The sequence below is a fragment of the Thermophilibacter provencensis genome (assembly GCF_900128445.1).
Lineage (GTDB): Bacteria > Actinomycetota > Coriobacteriia > Coriobacteriales > Atopobiaceae > Thermophilibacter > Thermophilibacter provencensis.
The window spans coordinates 859,731-876,932 of record NZ_LT671417.1 but is presented as its reverse complement, the minus strand read 5'-3'; the positions used below and the strand labels follow the sequence as shown (position 1 = coordinate 876,932).

Here is a 17,202-nt window from a genome sequence, read left to right as displayed (position 1 = left end):
GGGCGCGGGGGCGCGCAGCCCCCGCGGGCGGGGGCGGGCCCCGGTCGCCCGGGGCACCGCGCTAGATGTGGCAGTCGACCACCGTCGCGGTCCAGTCGGGGTCCGCCGTGTCGAGGAACCTCCCCCTGAAGCCGCGCAGCCAGCCGAGGGCCTCCTCGTCGGTCTCGGAGCTCAGGCCCCACCAGCCCATCTCGCCCTGCTCGTGCCACTCGCCGTCCGGCGTCACGACCGCCCACGTGCTGAACGCCGACTCGAGCTCGGCGAACGTGGCGGCGTCGCCGTACCTGCGCAGGTAGAACTCCGGGGAGCGGAGGGTGAGCGGAGCCCCGTCGCCCGCGCCCTCGACCGCCCGCGCCCAGAACTCCTCCGCGGCGGCGCGGGCCGCCTCGTCGGGGCCGAAGTCGCAGTCCCCCACGCGGGCGGAGTCGTAGCGCCCCTCGGGGTAGCGCCCGCCCAGCCGCTCGGGCACCGCGCGCGAGCCGCGGGACGCCCTGAGCATGCCGCGGAACCTGCCGCCGACCTCGTACCAGTCCCAGCGGGCGTTGGGGTTCTGCCAGTAGCCGCGGCGCCCGGTCTCCTCGTCCACCTCGCACTCCTCGTCCTCGAAGAACTCCATGTACTCGCGCGGCGGCTCGCCGCAGCAGTTCTCCATGTATGGGAGCAGGAGCCCCTCGAGGTCCTGCCCCTCCCTCGTCAGCACCAGAACTGAGAAGTGGCTCATGACTGCCTTCCCTTCCTCGGGTCCGCGCCCGCCGGATGCAAGCGCGCTTGCCTCCGGCCTGCCTGCCGGGGAGCGCCGGGGAGGGGCGCGTCAAGGAGCCTGCGAAAAGGCCCCCGGCCGCTCCCTCCACCGGCCCCGCGCGCGGGGGCTGTGGAGGGATTTTGCGGGCCCTTTACGCGCCGCCGACCGGCGCGACAGCCCCCGCGGCGCCTGAGCGGGCGTGGGGGCTCCCGACGAGAGCGGCCTGCCGGGGGCGGCAGTCGTCCCGTCCTCGAGGGGCGGGACCCTCGCGATACTTGGCGATACTTGGGAGGGGCCGCCTCTCGCCGGGCGCCGTGCCCTCTACCTGCGAATGTCTTCCCGTCACGGCGAGGTCGCGCCGCGCGGGCCGCCCCGGGCGATACTTGGCGATACTTGGCGCGCCGCCGGGCTCCCGCCGGGCGCCCCGACGAGCCGTGTCGGACCTCTGTCGGACCTTGTCGGACCTCTCCCGAGGCTATGCAGGCGCCCGCGCGGAGCCTGTCCACGCTGCCCCGGCGCTCCGTCCGATGGCCCTCGGGGCGATTTCGGAGCAGCTTCGGAGCATTTCGGAGTAGCTCATGAGCCCGCCGGCAGCGCCCCGCGCGACGGGGGGCGTTGTCGGGCGGCGGCGCGCGGGGATTGTGCGGCTGAGCCAAAATGATGAAAAACATGCATACTGTTTTCATCAACGAGAGGAGGGCGAGTTGTCGACGGAGGCAGGGAGAGTCGCGGAGAGGATGGCCGCGGAGGGCCCCGGGAGGGCCTTCACCGCCGCGGACTTCGCCGACATCACGAGCGCCAGGAACGCCGGCAACGTCCTCGGGAGGATGCACGCCCGCGGCGAGCTGGCGCGGGCCATCCGCGGCGTCTACTACGTCCCGGAGAGAAGCGAGCTGCTCGGCGCCGAGGTCCCCGCGAGCGTGGACGAGGTGGTCCGCGCGGTGGCGCGCGCGAACAAGTGGGTCATCGCGCCGGCGGGGGACGCGGCGCTCAACGCGCTGGGGCTCGACACCCAGGTCCCGGCGCGCCACGTCTACGTGAGCAGCGGCCCCTACAAGACCTATTCCTACGGGCCGTACGAGATCGAGCTGAGGCACCGCGCGAACCGCGACCTCCTCGGCTGCTCGCCCGTCACCCGCACCATAGTCCAGGCGCTCAAGGCGCTCGGGAGGGGCGGGGCGAGCGACGAGGCCCTGTCCGCCCTCGCGCGGAACCTCACCGACGAGGACGCGGAGACCTTCCTGGAGGAGTCGAGGGGGCTCACCTCGTGGGTCGCCGAGGCCGCCGAGAGGATATGGGAGCAGCGGCGCGACGGATAGGGTCGCGCGAGCGCGGCGCGCGTGACCACGTTCAGGGCCGGGGCGCCGCTGTCGCTGCTCGGCCTGCCGCCAGCTTTACTACGACATTTACTACGACACTTACTGCGACACTTATCACGACATGGGATGTCGTAATGCCCTCCACGCCCCGTCTTTCCTGGAGCCGACGCGCTCGATTACCCGGCCAGGTCACGCACGCGCCACGAACGAAAGTGCCCCCGGCGAGCTCGTGCACGTAGGCGTTAAGAATGGCAAGGGTGCCCGACGGCGGGGAGCTGGAGGGGACGACCCCTCGTCGGTCCGGCCGACGCCGTCGGGTCGTTCCCGTACATCGTAGTCGTCGACTTCTCCTGCGTCACAGACGCCGAGCTGCTCTGCGACGAGCGGGGCGCCGCCCGCGCCGCCCTCACGGGACGCCGCTCCTCCTTCGGCGCGCCCGGCGCGCCCGTCGAGGGCGGGGTCGTACTTGTCGTCCAGGAAGGGCCGGGCGTCCGCAATCAGCACGACGGCGCGCGCCGGCCCTAAGCGCCCTCTGCCATCACCGTGGGACACCCGCCCTCAACCCGGGATCGCAGCCTGATGCCCTGCTCGTCAAGAATAATAGAGGGTCTATCCCCTTCGTTTGGATAATTGGGATAGTTGGAGCTGTTGGAATTCAGAAAAAAGAAAGGCCCGAACTTGTCGGGCCTTTCCAGGTGTCGCCCGAAGGCTACCACCGCTATTACGGGGATAGTCTACCACAATGTTCCGTTCTCTACGATTTCGTGACATACTTCTTGAGTAATTTGAGCTTGTTCTGGGTTTCGGTGCGCACAATGCTGCCGTAGATGTCGCGGGGAAGCTCCTTCTTGTAGCGAAGAAGAATCCCCTCGTAGCCGGAAATGAGTCGTTTCCTGTCGGTTTTGGGAATCCTGAGAAGACCAAGAAGATAAACGACGAGGATGACGTAATCCGTGATGTCGGAGAAGTTAACCGAATCTATGCCCGTTTCGTTCTTCAATAGCTTTCCGACGTTTTTTGAGATGCCGCCTGTCTTGAATCGCACATCCGAGACGATGGCGTTATGGGCGATGGCGTTCCTCAGATCCTTCAGCGAGAAGATGATGGAAAGGAGGAGGGCCTCCGAGTCAAACTGGGACGGCATTCCCAAATCGGCGACGATTGAGCTTTTAATCGGGCGGTCGAGGCACGCGTAGAAATTGCCGAACTCCCCCAAGGTCATGGCTTCGAAGATGGCCCAGATCGGAATCGCCCTTCCCTGATCGCGGAAGTGCTTGAAGAACGGTTTCTTATCCTGCTCGCGAGAGATTAGCCCATCAACGGTTTGCCGAAGCCTTAGCCTGTTTGCCCAAGACTTTTTGTAATCGTCTGTGCCGGGGCGATATCCCCTGTATGCTGTCAGGCAGCTCCTGTAGATATCATCGAAGTCCTCGCTTTTGGCATGGCTGAGCACGGCCTCAAGCGTGTAGTTCTTTAGCGCAGTTTCAATCGTCATTATGTGCGGGTAAAAAAGAGTTTTGATTTGCATGTCCATGGCGTGGAGCGATGCAATCTGGTCGAAATCGTCGATGGGGAGTCTTTTCGACGAATCGCCCACGAACCGAAATCCTTTGTATCCGTGGTAATAGCCGATATTCTTCAGCTTGCGCTTTTGCCCCGACCCGCCAATTGAGATTCCCTGATCTCGAAGGTGCTTCATGAGGGAGTTGGTGGATTTGGGTGGCACTGTCAAGCCTTTCTGTCAGCCGCGTGTTCGGGGATGATTGTACCATGGTGGAGGTTGCCGCCTTACTCCATACCTGTCGCCTTTGGTAGGGGGGACGGTACTCGAACCTCTTCGCGAGCGCAGCGGCGCGTTTGCTGCTCTCGCGCGTCCCTCGGGCCGCTTGGTGACAAGACATTCCTAGGTAGATTGAAAATGGCTGGAGCAATCCCGCCCCGGCCGGTCCCCGATAGTCGTAAGCGAGCCCGGTTTACGACTAAATGGGGCCGCCGGCAAACGTTTTAGCTCTATTTACGACTAGACAGGGCTTGATTGGACTTCCCATTGGACTAAAGCCGTCCGAAGGGTCCGCAATTAGTCCAATCCTTAGCCCGCCCGCCTCGCAGGCCCTACGCGCCCTCCGCCATCACCGTGAGGCGGCCGCCCTCGAGCAGGACGGGCGCGCCGAGGCCGCTCTGGAGCTCGAGGAGCTCGCCGACCGAGGAGAGCGTGACCCTCCACTCCTCGACCCAGACGGCGCGCCCGTCGCGGACGACCTCGCGCTCGACGAGCCTCGCCCCCGGGCACGGCCGGGAGTCGGGGTCGGGGCCGACGACGGTGAGCCTCACCGGCTCGGCGCCGGCGGCAGCGGGCGCGGCGGGCGCCCCCTCGGGCTCCCCGGCGCCGGCCGCCTCCCCCGGGGCGTCGCCGGCGCCCTCGCCGCCCGTCATCAGCAGCCTGCCCATGAGGTCTGCGGCCTCGCGGTCGTTCCCGCCGATGGTGTGGGCGTAGACGTCCATCGTCATGCTCGACACCTCGTGGCCGAGGCGCCCCTGCACGCTCTTGGGGTCGATGCCGTTGCCGATCAGGAAGGTCGCCTGCGTGTGCCTCAGCTCGTGGAAGTCGTAGCCCACGTAGCGCCTCCGCTTGCGCCCGCCCTCCTCGGGCTCCTCGATCCTGCCGAGGCCGTGCTCGACGAAGTAGCCGCGCTGCCACGCCGAGAAGTTGTCCGGGTCGTGGAGCCCGAAGGCGTCGTCGGAGCACACCGGGGTGTCGGGCGCCTGGGCGAGCCCCTGGACCTGCATCCTGCGGGCCTGCACCGCCCTCCAGGTCCTCAGGTAGGCGACCGTCCCGTCGTCGACGGCGATCCACCTCGACCGCTTGTTCTTGGTCTCGCGCAGCTTCTTGTCGCGCGTGTACTGGTACTTGATGTAGATGCGGCGGTTCTCGAAGTCGACGTAGCGCCACGTGAGACCGAGCGCCTCGCCGCGCCTCACCCCGGTCGCGAGCGCGAGCCACACGGCGACGCGGCGTCCGTCGAAGCCCTCCGACCTGAGCGCCTGGCACAGCGCTATGGCCTCGTCGAGCGTGAGCGGCGTGCGCTCGGCGGAGCGCGGGCGCGACACGTCCACGTCGCGGCACGGGTTGTGCTTGACGAGGCGCTCCTTGACGGCGAGGTCCATGACCTGGCTGAGGACGGCGTTGAGCTTGTGGACGCCGCGCTGCGACACGCCGTGGTCCTCGCGCATGCTCGAGTAGACCATGTTGAGCAGCGAGAGCGAGAGGTCCGACACGAGGATCCCGCCGAACCAGCGCTCGACCTTCCTGAGCTCGCACTCGTCGGTCGCGTGCGTGAGGGGCGAGAGGTCCTTGAGGAGCTTGCGCTGCTCGTGCCACCTCCACCCGAGCTCGGGCACCGTCAGGTTCTCGGGGTTCGCGAACCCCTCCTCGAGCTCGCGCCGGTACTCCTCGAGCGCCCTCCTCGCGTCCGACTTCGTCCCGTGCACCGTCCTCTTGGGGGACCTCAGGTACCTCCCGGTCTCGGGGTCCCTCCCGAGGTGGTGCCTGATGCGGTAGACCTTGCCGCGCTCGATCTCCTCGATCTCGCCGCAGCCCGTCACCTTCGGCATGGCCGCCTCCCTTGTGCTCTCGGCGGCCCATGGTGTGGAAGAGGGGCCGCCTGGTTCGTCCGGAGACGCGGAGCGCTCCCTCGAGGGAGGGACGAGTCGCCCGCCCTCCCTCGCGGCGAATTCTAGCAAGGGGGGAATTTGTTAGATATAGCTAACTAATTTGGGGGGAATCGGGGGGAATCGAGCAGGGTACGCCGTTTTTCGCCGTTGCGCGAGAGATAACGAGATTGACTCAAAACCGCAGGTAGACTGTACAAAAGAAACACAATCCGATAACATGGTTATACGTCGTTGAGAGCTCGGTCTTGGGCTCATAACCCGAAGGTCGTAGGTTCAAATCCTGCCCCCGCGACCATACACAGTCAGCCCGGAGGTCATGCGATCTCCGGGCTTTTTGTTCGCGGTCACGCAGCGCCGTCGGACGGCTCAGACGCCCCCCGAATTAACGCGCACTCGCGCACGTTCTTCTCGCGTTTTCCCAGTTGGGCGACGTGCGAGGCTGCGCGAGTGCGCACTCATGAATCGGCGCCTGCGGGTACTCCGGCCGCCACCTCTCCACTAGTTGGACGATGCGGGCAGGTACGGGTGCATCGCCTGGGCGAGGTTGGCCAAGTTGCGCGTCTGAATGTACACGCGGCCACTGCCGGTGAAGGAGTTCACCAGGCCCTCGCCGGTGGTGAAGCCAAACATGCCGCTTGCCACCTCGATGTGGTAGTCAAGACTGGCATCCCAGGCAACCACGTGCTCGTTGTCGACCACCAGGGGCTCGTCGGGTGTCACGTCAAGCGCCAGGAGGTCCCCAAACGCTGAGACCAACAGGCTGCCCGCGCCGTTCATCTCCATGACAAAGAGACCGCCCGTGTTGCCGAAGAACGCCTTGGCGATGCCCTGGTTGACCATCGTGTACTCGACGGTCTCATCGCAGGCGAGAAACGCCCCGGTGTTGAGGCGATACTGGTGGGCACCGTCAATGCCAAGCTCCACGATCTTGCCGGGAATGGGCGGAGCCACGGCAATCTCGCCGTCTGGGGAGGTGCCGGTTGCCGTGGTGACGAACATGGACTCTCCGCTGGTGATGGAGCGGCCGATGGCGCTGAAGACGCCGCCGAGACCCTTCTTCTTGGTGTTGAGCCCTCCCGTGATCTCAACCCCGCGCGAGTACACCATGCTGCCGCTCTCGGTCCGCACGGACTCTCCTGGCCCAAGCGAGATGCGGGCAATCGGGCAGTCGGAATCACCGGTCAGAACGAATCTCATAGGGTCTCCTCTCGTTGCCGTACGGCCCATCATGCCCCGAGTATAGCCGGCGTGGCAGGGCACCGGCGCCGCCGGTCACCCGTCAGCCAAACGCGCACGTCTCCCATTTTTGAAATCGCCTAAACCACCGGGGTCGGCGCGCCCCTCAATGTGGGGCCGCGGCTGCCCGAAACATCTCGGCTGAGACGACATGGGTTGTGACGGAATGCCCGCTTCCGGAACCCCAAGTTCGCCAACACGCGCAAAAGAGACGCAGGATGGCGAGAAGGACGCTCTGACGTACTCCCATCCTCGATGACGCAGACTGTCGCCAAGCCGCTACAACCGCATCCATGAGAACGGCGGGCGGTGGCCCGGAAACCGAAGCCGCCGCCCGCGCGCGTTCTTCTCGCCAGGTCCTAGTACTCCGCCAGGCGCTCCTTGAACTGGTCGAGGAGGCGCTGGTTGAACTCGGGTCCTCCGTCGACGTTGGCGCTCATGAAGAGCGGCGGCTGGATGCCGCGCTCGAACAGGATGTCGATGGACTCCATGACGGCACAGTCCAGAAGCAGACAGCCCGTATAGAGCGAGGTGCCCCCCACGCGCGTGGCCAGGCCCTCGACCTCAAGCGCCGCGTCGCCAAAGGAGGACTTGTTGTCCAGCACCACGTCGGCGCACTCGAAGAGGCGCTTGCCGGACTTGGCGCGCGAGGTGCCCGCGCGGGAGACGTCCACCGCCGTTACGGCGATGACCTTGACGCCCGCCTCACGCGCGTGCATGGCAAGCTCGATGGGCAGCGGGTTGCGGCCAGAGTTAGAGATAACGACGAGGCAATCCTCGGGACGCAGGTCCAGTTTGAGCCAGAACTGGTCACCCACGCCGTCGATCATCTCGTAGATGCCCCAGGCGGGCTCGCGCACCACCTTGGTCTGGATATAGCCGCCGGCACGGCCGCAAATCTCGAGCGCGTTGGCATGACTGTGACCAGAGCCGAAGGCACGGATGATGCCACCGCGCTCGATGGTGTCGGCGAAGATGACCGCCGCCTCGTGAACCGCGCCCTCCTGGCCGTCAAAGACCTCGTCCAGGCGGCGCAGGACCTCCGCCTTGAAACGAGCTGCCGTGTTACCCATTGCCTCTCCCTTCCTGCGACCGGAGCCCCTGAGCTCTCTATGAGAACGCGCGCCCTCCGCGCCGCCCAACAACATAAGCGCTTGGCGAGAAGAACCTGGCGCAGAGGGCGCGGCGTCGTTCCTTGACCCCGCTACTTGACCTCGACGCCGCCCACGAAGGTGGTAGCAAGCGTCATGTCGGCGTTGAAGACCGTAAGGTCGGCGTCACGGCCGGGCTTGATGAAGCCGAAGCGCTCCTCGATGTGGGCAGATCGGGCAGCAACCTCCGTCGCCATGCGGATGGCCTGCTCGGCGGTCACGATCTGCCAGTCCACCATGTTCTTGACGCCCTCGGCGAGCGTGAGCACGGAACCAGCGATCGACCCGGTGGTTCCGTCCTCGTTGAGCAGGTAGCAAAGACCGCCCTTCATCACGACGGGCAGGCCGCCGGACATGTACTCGCCCTCGGGCATGCCCCCGCAGCCCAGGCAGTCGGTGATGAGGACCGTGTGGTCCCAGCCCTTGGCGTCCACGAGCGCCTTGATGGCGCCGGGAACGACGTGGCGGCCGTCGCAGATGATCTCCGCGTAGGTGCCGTTGGTGGTCATGGCCGCGCCCACGACGCCCGGGTCGCGGTGGTGAAGGCCGCGCTGGCCGTTGTAGGTGTGGACGAAGCAGCTCGCGCCGGCGTTGACGGCCGCGAGGACCTCGTCATAGTGGGCATCGGAGTGACCGATGGCGGTGACCACGTCGCGCTCGTCGAGGGCTGCGCAGTAGGCGCACGCACCGTCCTTCTCGGCAGCGAGCGCGCTCTTGACGATGCGCCCGCCGGCCTTCTCCTGCCACATGTCAAAGGTCTCGACGCTCGGGTCAATCAGGTAGACCGGGTTCTGGGCACCCACGTGAGCCTCGGTGAAGAAGGGTCCCTCGAGGTAGATGCCGCCGATGCGCGCGCCCACGAAGTCGTCGGAGCGGCCCTCGTCCGCCTCGGCGATGGCGGCGCAGGAGTCCGCGACCTGCTCGACGGACTCGGTGAAGGTGGTGGGCAGCCAGCAGGTGGTGCCGCGGCGGGCAAGCTCGACGCTCGAGGCATTGATGCCCTCGGCGCTGCGATCGGTGGTGGCGTGGTTGTAGAAGCCGTGAATGTGCGTGTCCACGAGGCCCGGGCCCACGATGCATCCGGTGAGGTCGCGAATCTCGCAGTCCGGCTGGTCAGCGGACCACATGCCGAACGCTCCGTCCTCGATGGTGAGGTAGCCGCCCTGCATGGTGGCGCCGGGGAGTATGAAGCGGTCGGCCTTGATAGCAAACGTGCTCATGGTTCTTCTCCTCACGGTCTGGGTTCTATGCGGCGGCGCCCGCCCGCACGGTCATGCAGGCGGGCGCCCGAGCTCTGTCGGGGGCAGGCCCCCGTTGGTGACAATTTACCCTGTCACTTTTGTCAGAAGGTGGAAAAGTGACTGTCCCTTTTCCACGTTTCCACGCTACGCCTGGAACGGGTGGATGGTGACGCCCTTGACAACGCGGTTGACGGTGCCCGTCGGCGACGGGGTGTCGGGCGTGTTGCCCACGCGCACGGAGTTCAGCAGCGACACCGTCTGCGCGACCATGATGAACGGGAGCGCGAGATAGCCCTCGGGCAGCGCGTCGTAGCCGGCGAAGGTGAAGGACTCTCCCTCGAAGACCGGGCCGCAGTCCTGCTGGACCGCGATGGTCTTCTGCGCGATCTTGTCGCCGCCGATCTCGTTCAGGATGTCGAGGTCATACTGGCGGGTGTACTCGTCGTTGTTCATGAAGACGAAGACCAGGGTCTTGTCGTCGACGAACGACTTGGGCCCGTGGCGGTAGCCCATGGAGCTGTCCCAGGAGGTGGCCACAAGGCCGTGCGCCAGCTCGAGGATCTTGAGCTGGCTCTCCTGGGCGAGGCCGACGAAGGAGCCGGAGCCGAGGTAGGTCACGCGGTTGAAGTCGCCTGCCAGGAAGGCGGCGACCTCGTCCTCGCGCGCGACGACCTCCTCGCCCATCTTGGCGATCTGCTCGACCCAGGCGGCCTTCTCGTCAAGGGTGGCGGAGTCGAAGATGAGGGTGGAGAGCAGCGTCATGCAGCTGTAGGAGCCGGTCATGGCGAAGCCCTTGTCGTTGGCGCGCGGGATGAGGAGCGTGAGCGCGCGGGGGTCATCGGCGGACTCGACGGCGAGCTTGCCCTCGGGGGCGCAGGTGATGTTGAGGAAGCGGACGTTCTTCACGAACTTCCCGGCAATCTCAACGGCGGCAAGGGACTCGGGGCTGTTGCCGGAGCGAGCGAAGGAGACGAGCAGCGTGGGCTCGTCGGGGTTCAGAAAGTCGCGCGGGGCGGAGACGATGTCAGTGGTGGCGACGGGCTTGAAGTCATAGAGCGAGACGTCGCCGGCGTGGCGCAGATACGGCGCGGCGGTGTCGCCGACATAGTCGGAGGTGCCGGCACCGGTGAAGACGACGGAGAGACGACCCTCGCCCATGGCGCGGGCGTCAGCGAGAAAGGCCTCGATGGCATCGAGGTTGGTCCTGTAGATGTTGAGGGTGTCCCTCCAGAGGTCGGGCTGCTGCGCGATCTCGGCCGTGGTGATGTCCGCGCCGAGGGCAACGAGCTCCTCCTTGCTCTTCTCGAACATTGATCGCTCCTTTCGGGTTGGCGGGGAGTCTTCTCCCCCGTCGGGTTAGGGAAGGCCCTGACGCGTGCAAAAGTGACAGTCACCTTTGCACGCTAGGGAACGCGCTGGTGGTAGACCTTGTACTTGAACTGGTCCGCACGTGCGACGGAAAGCGTGTACTCGATGATCTCGTTGCTGGTGTTGTAGGTGGTCCGCACGAGATCGAGCACGGGCGCCCCCTCGGAGATGTCAAGCAGGTGCGCGTCGGAGGAACGCGCCACGCTCGCAAAGAACTCCTCCTCGGCGACGCGGATCTTCTCGTGGTAGACGTTCTCGATGATCTCGTAAAGCGGCATGCTCTCGAGCAGGGCGCGCTTGAGCGTCATGAACTTGCGCAGGGGCAGGTACGTCAGCTCGGCCATCATGGGGGTGGCGTCGGCGGAGCGCAGGCGCTTGAGCTTGAACAGGCGGTCCCCGAGCCGGACACCCATGTGCTCCGCGAGGTTCTTGTCGGCGTCGATCTCGGAGAACTCGAGGATGGTGGTCTCAGGGACGCGGCCGAGCGAGCGCATGTGCTCGGTGAAGCTGTAGGACTGCATGAGGTTCGTCGCCTGCGTGGAGCGGTCGGCAACGAAGGTTCCCCTGCCGTGCTGGCGCACCACGAGGCCAAGGCGCTCGAGCTCGCTCAGGGCAAGACGGACCGTGGTGCGGGAGAGGCCGTACCTCTCGGAGAGCACGCGCTCGGACGGCAGCAGGTCGCCCGGCCGGAACTCCTGGTCGATCTTCTCGGTCAGGATGTCAACCAGCTGGTCGTAGAGCGGCTGCTTCTTCTGCCTCGACGTCATGGGTGCCTCTCCCGCCTCCTCGTCGCGCGGAGCGTCACGAGGGCTCGCTCGGTGCTAGATGCCCTCCTCCTCGTCGTCGTCCTCGTCGGAGCCGGCGTCGAGCGCCATGTGGCAGACGCCCTCCTTGCCGACCTCCACGGCCTCGGAGACGAGGTCGTCAATCGTGGAGTCGGGGGTGCGAGACATCACGATATCGATGAGCATGGGAAGGTTGGTGCCGGCCACGACGGAGATGTTGTCCTGCTCGGCGGTGATCATCATGGACTGGTTGAACGGGGTCCCGCCCATGAGGTCGCAGAAGACGAGGACGCCGTCGGTCTTCGCGCGCATGGCCTTGACCGCCTCGCGGAGGTTGTCGCCGTACGCACCGGCGGCGTCCTCCTCAAACGGGACGATCTCGAAGTCCTGCTGCGGGCCGGCGATCATGTCGAGCGCGCTCTTGAGCCCATTGGAGAAGTGGCCGTGGCCGGTGAGGATGAATCCGATCATGTTGCTCCCCTTCCTTCCTGCCGCGGGGTCCCGCGACACCATTTGGAAACTTGTTACTACCAGAATACCAACTTCTGTCTATGAGGACCGTCAGGTCGTTAGGACGCCTGCCGAATCGTGTTCGAATTCGTGAGTTCTTCAAACTGCCGCTTGTAGCGCTTCGCATGGGTCTTGTCGCCCTTGCTGGCGTACTGCTTCCACAGAAGGAAGCAGAGCTTCCCCTTGAGCTCGGGGGCGGCGCCCGGAAGCATCTTCTCCATCTGCTCGATGTAGTCGTAGCGCTTGCCGAAGACGATGTCGTAGGTGAGATGGCAGTCCTGGATGACGGCCCTGTCGGCCGCCTTGCAGGTCTTGAGCTGGGCGAGAAGCTCCTTGCAGCGCTCCTTGTTGCCCAGCTGGGTGAAGTAGTTGAACGCGACGGCGAGGGTCTGGGCCTGGCGCTTGGCGGAGTTTCTCATGCGGACGAGAAGCTCGATCATGCGCGTGGCCATCTCCTCGTCGTCCATGGCCTGGTAGCACAGGAAGCGAAGATAGTACTGACGGTAGGTGGTCAGCGTCACGCGGGCGGGAATCCTGTCGAGGGCCTCGATGGCCTCCTTGTAGTGTCCCGTCTCAAAGAACCCCTGGTACTTTGCCTCGTAGTAGTGGCGGAAGCCCTCCGAGGCGAGAAAGTACACGACGACGAGCACGAGAAATGCGATAACGCCCGGTTCCACGACGAAAAAGCCTTTCTAGGTGGAGCGGGCGCGCATCTCGGGAGATAGGGCGAAGAACCGACGTGGTCCCGAGCCGTGAGATGCGCGCCCGCTCGAACGAAGCAGTGCGGTCCGTGGCGCCCGGAGCGACCGGGCGCCACGAGGCCAGAGGGTGCCTTAGCCCTTCGCGACGAGCTCGAGGGCACCGAGGACAACGCCGAGCACCAGGACGATGAAGATCGCCTTGGTGGAGGTCATGCCCTTGCGGCCGAGGAGCCAGTACACGAAGCCGACGAGCGCGGCGGGGACGAGCTTGGGGCAGATGTTGTTCAGGATGTCCTGAACGTCCAGGGGAACGCCACCGATGTTGGGGTTGATCGTGAGGACGATGCCAACGTTGGTGGAGATCAGCGCGCCGACCATGAAGACGCCCATGACCGTGGCGGCGTCAGTGATGGCGTTGAGCTTGTCGGACATGGTGGTGACGAGCTTCATGCCCTGATCGTAGGCGATGTAGGTCTGCTTGCAGCGGAACCAGTCGACCACGACGCAGGAGGCGATCCAGATGAAGATGCCCAGCGGGTTGCCGGCCATGGCCATGTTTGCGGCCAGGGCGCCGAAGATCGTCGGGAGCAGCGAGCCGAAGATGGAGTCGCCGATGGAGGCGAGCGGGCCCATGAGGCCGGTCTTCAGCGAGGCGACGGTCTCGAGGCCGTCGATGCCCTCGGTCTCCTCGATGGCGAGGTCGATGCCCGTGATGATCGTGTTGAGGAAGTTGGAGGTGTTGAAGAACGGCGAGCACTGGGTGCGGCAGGCGGTCTTCAGGGCCTCGGTGTTGTCCCCATAGATCTTGCGGAGCTGCGGAAGGATGATCCACAGGTAACCGGAGTGCTGCATACGCTCGTAGTTCCAGCCAGCCTGGAAGCCGACGAGGTTGCGAATGTTGATCTGACGAAGGTCAGCCTTCGTGAGCTTGTAGCCAGTGGTCTTAGAGCTCATCGTCGTCATCTCCCTCCGCACCAGCAGAGACAGCCGCGACGGGCGCGTTCTGGTGCTGCTGGTAGTAGATGTAGGCAAGAGCGAAGCCGATGAGAGCGACGGTCAGCATCGACAGGTTCTTGTAGCCACCGCCGACGGCAACCGCGGCGTCCTCGGGCAGCAGGCCGTTGAGGGCACCAGCGATGGTAGCGGCGTCGCCGCCAACGGTCGCGATGCTCGTGAAGGCGGTGCCGAGAAGGGCGGCAATCACGAAGCCGAGAATCAGGTAGGCGATGTGCTTCTTGACCGGCAGGTAGCGGAGCAGGATGGCGAAGCCGACGGCCGGAAGCATGCCACCGGCGACGGTGAGGCCGGTGCCGAGCCAGGCGAGGTCGCCGTTGAGGGCGGTGGTGATGGCCTCAACCAGCGGCTGGCCGAAGGCGAGGGCCAGGAAGACCGGGATCATGCGGGAGAGGCACCAGGAGACAGCGCCCATCCAGTAGTGGATGTTGTAGGCGTTCCAGTTCATCTTCTCGACGTCGGCGTCGCAGGCGTGACCCCAGAAGGTGTTGGCCATACGACCGAGGATGTCGGTGTAGACGAGGATGGCGGCGACGGGCACGCCGAGGGCGGCAAGGGCCTGCTCCGGGTCCATGCCAGCGCTGACGGCAAAGGCCGTGGCGATGAGGGTGCCGGAGTTGGCGTCGATGCGGGAGGCGCCGCCGAAGGTGCCAACGCCGAGGATGGTGAGCTGCATGCTACCACCGATGAAAAGACCAGTTGCCATGTCGCCCATGATGAGGCCCGTGATGAAACCGGAGAACACGGCGGAGCCGGCGCTGGAGTACCAGTGCAGCTCGTCCATGATCTGGAAGCCCGCATAGAGCGTAAGCAGAAGAATCTGCCACCACTGAATCATGGTTCTTTTCCTCCTTCTAACAACTCGAATCAAACGTACGAATCACGCTATATGGCTGCGGTGCATCTCCCCTCACCGCGTAGCGTCTAAGGCCTAGGGCTTGAAGGGCTCCGGGCTGTTCTGCGGGGTGAGCTGGATGACCATGGGAATGCCCATGGCAGCGAGCTCATTGAGGGCGTCGACGTCGTCCTGGCCGCAGTTGATGTTGCGGTTGTAGGTCTTGACGATGTTCATCGAGGTGATGTTGCCGAGGATGATCTCGTCAAACTTCACGCCGGCCTTGGCAAGCTTGACGTAGACCTCGGGCTTCTTGACGACGATGAACAGACGCTGTGCGTCGTACTTGCCGGCGAGAATGTTGGCCGCGGCCTTCTCGACGGGCAGGACGGAGAGCTTGCAGGTGGCCGGGGTGGCCATGCGCAGGACCTGCTTCTGAACGGCATCCTCGGACACCTGATCGTCGACGACCATGAAGCGGCTGACCTGGCGGGCGTTCGCCCAGAGGTTGCCAACCTGGCCGTGAATCAGGCGGAAGTCGACACGTGCTCCAACGATCATGCTACTCAACTCCTTCTTTCTCGAGGTGGCTGATGAGGGGCGTGGAGCGCAGGGAGATGGAGTCGCTCACCGTCCCCTCGGTCTCAAACAGCACGAGCTCGTTGACTCCTGCGCGCGTCATGCCATGGGGCACGTAGAGCGTGGCAATGGGTCCGATCTCCCAGTACCTTCCCACGTTCGTCCCGTTGACAAAAGCGACGCCCTTGCCAAAGCCCGTAGTGTCTATATAGGTGTCGGCCGGCTCGTCGAGCGTGAACTCGAAGCGCGAGAAGGACGGCGTCCCCTCGGCCCAGCCAGCGGAGTAGTCGACGCGCGAGACGTCGTCGAGGCCGAGGCGGTACGCCTCCCAGCCGAGCACGAAGTGCAGGTCGACGCAGACGCCCGTGCGGATGCCCTTGCGCTGGGTGTCCGCAAGAAACTTGTGGCCGTAGTTCACGCGGCCCATGTTCTCGACAAGGACGTCGAGCTGATTGTCCTTCTCGGGGAGGGCGTAGCGGATGTCCTCGCCGATGTGCTCCTGGTACTGCGTTGCCACCGGAGCCCCGTTGACGAAGACCTGGGCGCGGTCGCGCCCGTCCACCACGCGGATGCGCTCGGGCTCAGTGGTGTCGCGCTCGACCTGCGCGCGGTAAAGGGTGTAGCCATAGCTCTGGCCCATGTCCTCCATCGTCTGCGGGTAGAGCGAGCGCACGGGCTCGGGGTCGAGCGCCGCGAGGTTCTCGAAGAGCCCCGCCCTACCGGTGAGCTCGACCTTCTCGGCGGAAACGCCGACGGCGGTCTTGACGAGCGGGTCGGCGGTCCAGTTGTCCGGGAAGAGGTCGCGCACCACGTCGCGCAGGAGGTACCACTTCTCGGTGGGGTTGCCCTCCTCGTCGAGCGGGGCGTCGTAGTCGTAGGAGGTGACCTGGTGCAGGTCGTGGGTATGGCGCGCAGAGCACCCGTTCATGAAGCCGAAGTTGGTCCCGCCGTGGAACATGTAGAGGTTGACGGAGCCACCGAGCTCGAGGAGCTCGCGCACGCTGTCTGCGAGGTCCTGGGCGTCACGGCGGATGACGTTCTCGCCCCAACGGTTGAACCAGCCGTCCCAGAACTCCATGCACATGAGGGGCCAGCTCTTGCCGTGCTCCTCGTGGAAGGCCTTGAGGGCGGCGAAGTTCTCCGCTGCGCGCGAGCCGAAGTTGCCGGTCGCGAGGACGTCGTCGTCGATGAGGGTGCCGGCCCTCAGGCAGCCGCGCCACGGGCCGTCAGAGGTGAAGAGCGGCACGTCGACGCCGCGGGAGGTCATGAGGTCGCGGATGGCGCGCAGGTACTCCTTGTCCTCGCAGTAGGAGCCGTACTCGTTCTCCACCTGCATCATGATGACGTTGCCGCCGCGCATGACCTGGCGCGGAACGAGAATCGGCATGAGCGCGTCGTAGTAGGAGGCCACGCGCGCGAGGAACTTGGGGTCGCGCGAGCGCGGACGCATCGAGCGGTCGGCGAGCAGCCACGCGGGCAGGCCGCCGAACTCCCACTCGGCGCAGATGAAGGGGGACGGGCGGACGATCGCCCAGAGGCCGAGCTCCGCCGCCTCGTCGAGGAAGCGCGCGAGGTCAAGGCCGCCCGTGAAGTCGAACTCGCCCGGGTGCGGCTCGTGGAGGTTCCACGGGACGTAGGTCTCAACGGTGTTGAAGCCCATCGCCTTGAGGTTGTAGAGCGAGTGGTGCCAGTCGGACGGATGCACGCGGAAGTAGTGAATGGCGCCGGAGAGAATCGTGAACGGCTTGCCGTCCAGCAGGAACTCCGTACCAATCTCAAAGGTGTGCATGCTGCTCCAAGCGTTCGAGTGATATTTGAATTCGAACTGATTAACCGTGCTTCGACCTCAAAATCCCATGCTGGCTATGATACACGACTTCCTCATAGTTATCGCGGAAATGTGGAGAACACTTTGAGTGGTAGGTTTTTCTCGCTAAGCGGCGATTTTTTATTTACGCAGGTAAAGATACGAATCTATGCTCATTTTCCTATCTTTATACCCTCTGAGCTGCACTTTAACTGGTAGTAACAACTCTAACAGTTGTCTTC

The 17,202-nt window shown here is 65.0% G+C and carries 15 protein-coding genes; 1 reads left to right on the top strand and 14 read right to left on the bottom strand.

What is annotated here, in order from left to right; all coding sequences use genetic code 11:
* Window positions 1-61: 61 nt before the first annotated feature.
* Complete coding sequence (locus BQ7391_RS03955) at window positions 62-721, bottom strand: hypothetical protein (RefSeq protein ID WP_075279394.1); 660 nt, start codon at window positions 719-721, stop codon at window positions 62-64.
* A gap of 758 nt (window positions 722-1,479) precedes the next feature.
* Here BQ7391_RS03955 and BQ7391_RS03950 point away from each other — a divergent pair.
* The gene (locus BQ7391_RS03950; RefSeq protein ID WP_129583907.1) at window positions 1,480-2,061 is read left to right on the top strand and encodes a DUF6088 family protein; all 582 of its coding nucleotides are present in this window, start codon (window positions 1,480-1,482) and stop codon (window positions 2,059-2,061) included.
* Between the two features lie 754 nt (window positions 2,062-2,815).
* On the opposite strand, the gene BQ7391_RS03945 is transcribed toward BQ7391_RS03950, so the two are convergent.
* From BQ7391_RS03945 to BQ7391_RS03880, 13 genes are all read right to left on the bottom strand, one after another.
* On the bottom strand, window positions 2,816-3,760 hold the full coding sequence (locus tag BQ7391_RS03945; RefSeq protein WP_075280865.1) for an Abi family protein: 945 nt from the start codon (window positions 3,758-3,760) through the stop codon (window positions 2,816-2,818).
* A 413-nt stretch (window positions 3,761-4,173) separates the two neighbouring features.
* Entirely contained in the window at window positions 4,174-5,673 is a 1,500-nt protein-coding gene (locus tag BQ7391_RS03940; RefSeq protein ID WP_075279392.1) for a tyrosine-type recombinase/integrase, read from the bottom strand.
* 558 nt (window positions 5,674-6,231) lie between these two features.
* The gene (locus BQ7391_RS03935; RefSeq protein WP_075279391.1) at window positions 6,232-6,930 is read right to left on the bottom strand and encodes a TIGR00266 family protein; all 699 of its coding nucleotides are present in this window, start codon (window positions 6,928-6,930) and stop codon (window positions 6,232-6,234) included.
* A gap of 398 nt (window positions 6,931-7,328) precedes the next feature.
* On the bottom strand, window positions 7,329-8,042 hold the full coding sequence (locus BQ7391_RS03930) for an SIS domain-containing protein (RefSeq protein WP_075279390.1): 714 nt from the start codon (window positions 8,040-8,042) through the stop codon (window positions 7,329-7,331).
* Between the two features lie 131 nt (window positions 8,043-8,173).
* On the bottom strand, window positions 8,174-9,340 hold the full coding sequence (nagA, locus tag BQ7391_RS03925) for an N-acetylglucosamine-6-phosphate deacetylase (RefSeq protein WP_075279389.1): 1,167 nt from the start codon (window positions 9,338-9,340) through the stop codon (window positions 8,174-8,176).
* Window positions 9,341-9,505: 165 nt separating this feature from the next.
* Entirely contained in the window at window positions 9,506-10,672 is a 1,167-nt protein-coding gene (gene agaS / locus BQ7391_RS03920; RefSeq protein ID WP_075279388.1) for an AgaS family sugar isomerase, read from the bottom strand.
* A 92-nt stretch (window positions 10,673-10,764) separates the two neighbouring features.
* The gene (locus BQ7391_RS03915; protein WP_075279387.1) at window positions 10,765-11,496 is read right to left on the bottom strand and encodes a GntR family transcriptional regulator; all 732 of its coding nucleotides are present in this window, start codon (window positions 11,494-11,496) and stop codon (window positions 10,765-10,767) included.
* A gap of 54 nt (window positions 11,497-11,550) precedes the next feature.
* Window positions 11,551-11,985, bottom strand: coding sequence for a PTS sugar transporter subunit IIA (locus BQ7391_RS03905; protein ID WP_075279386.1), 435 nt, complete (start codon window positions 11,983-11,985; stop codon window positions 11,551-11,553).
* Window positions 11,986-12,083: 98 nt separating this feature from the next.
* The gene (locus tag BQ7391_RS03900; RefSeq protein ID WP_129583906.1) at window positions 12,084-12,701 is read right to left on the bottom strand and encodes a hypothetical protein; all 618 of its coding nucleotides are present in this window, start codon (window positions 12,699-12,701) and stop codon (window positions 12,084-12,086) included.
* 156 nt (window positions 12,702-12,857) lie between these two features.
* A complete protein-coding gene (locus BQ7391_RS03895) occupies window positions 12,858-13,688 on the bottom strand; it encodes a PTS system mannose/fructose/sorbose family transporter subunit IID (protein ID WP_075279384.1) in 831 nt (276 codons plus the stop codon).
* Entirely contained in the window at window positions 13,669-14,577 is a 909-nt protein-coding gene (locus BQ7391_RS03890; protein ID WP_075279383.1) for a PTS mannose/fructose/sorbose/N-acetylgalactosamine transporter subunit IIC, read from the bottom strand. The genes BQ7391_RS03895 and BQ7391_RS03890 overlap by 20 nt, the downstream gene beginning before the upstream one ends.
* 93 nt (window positions 14,578-14,670) lie before the next feature.
* The gene (locus BQ7391_RS03885) at window positions 14,671-15,135 is read right to left on the bottom strand and encodes a PTS sugar transporter subunit IIB (RefSeq protein ID WP_075279382.1); all 465 of its coding nucleotides are present in this window, start codon (window positions 15,133-15,135) and stop codon (window positions 14,671-14,673) included.
* Between the two features lies 1 nt (window position 15,136).
* A complete protein-coding gene (locus BQ7391_RS03880; protein ID WP_075279381.1) occupies window positions 15,137-16,942 on the bottom strand; it encodes a glycoside hydrolase family 35 protein in 1,806 nt (601 codons plus the stop codon).
* Between the last annotated feature and the right edge of the window lie 260 nt (window positions 16,943-17,202).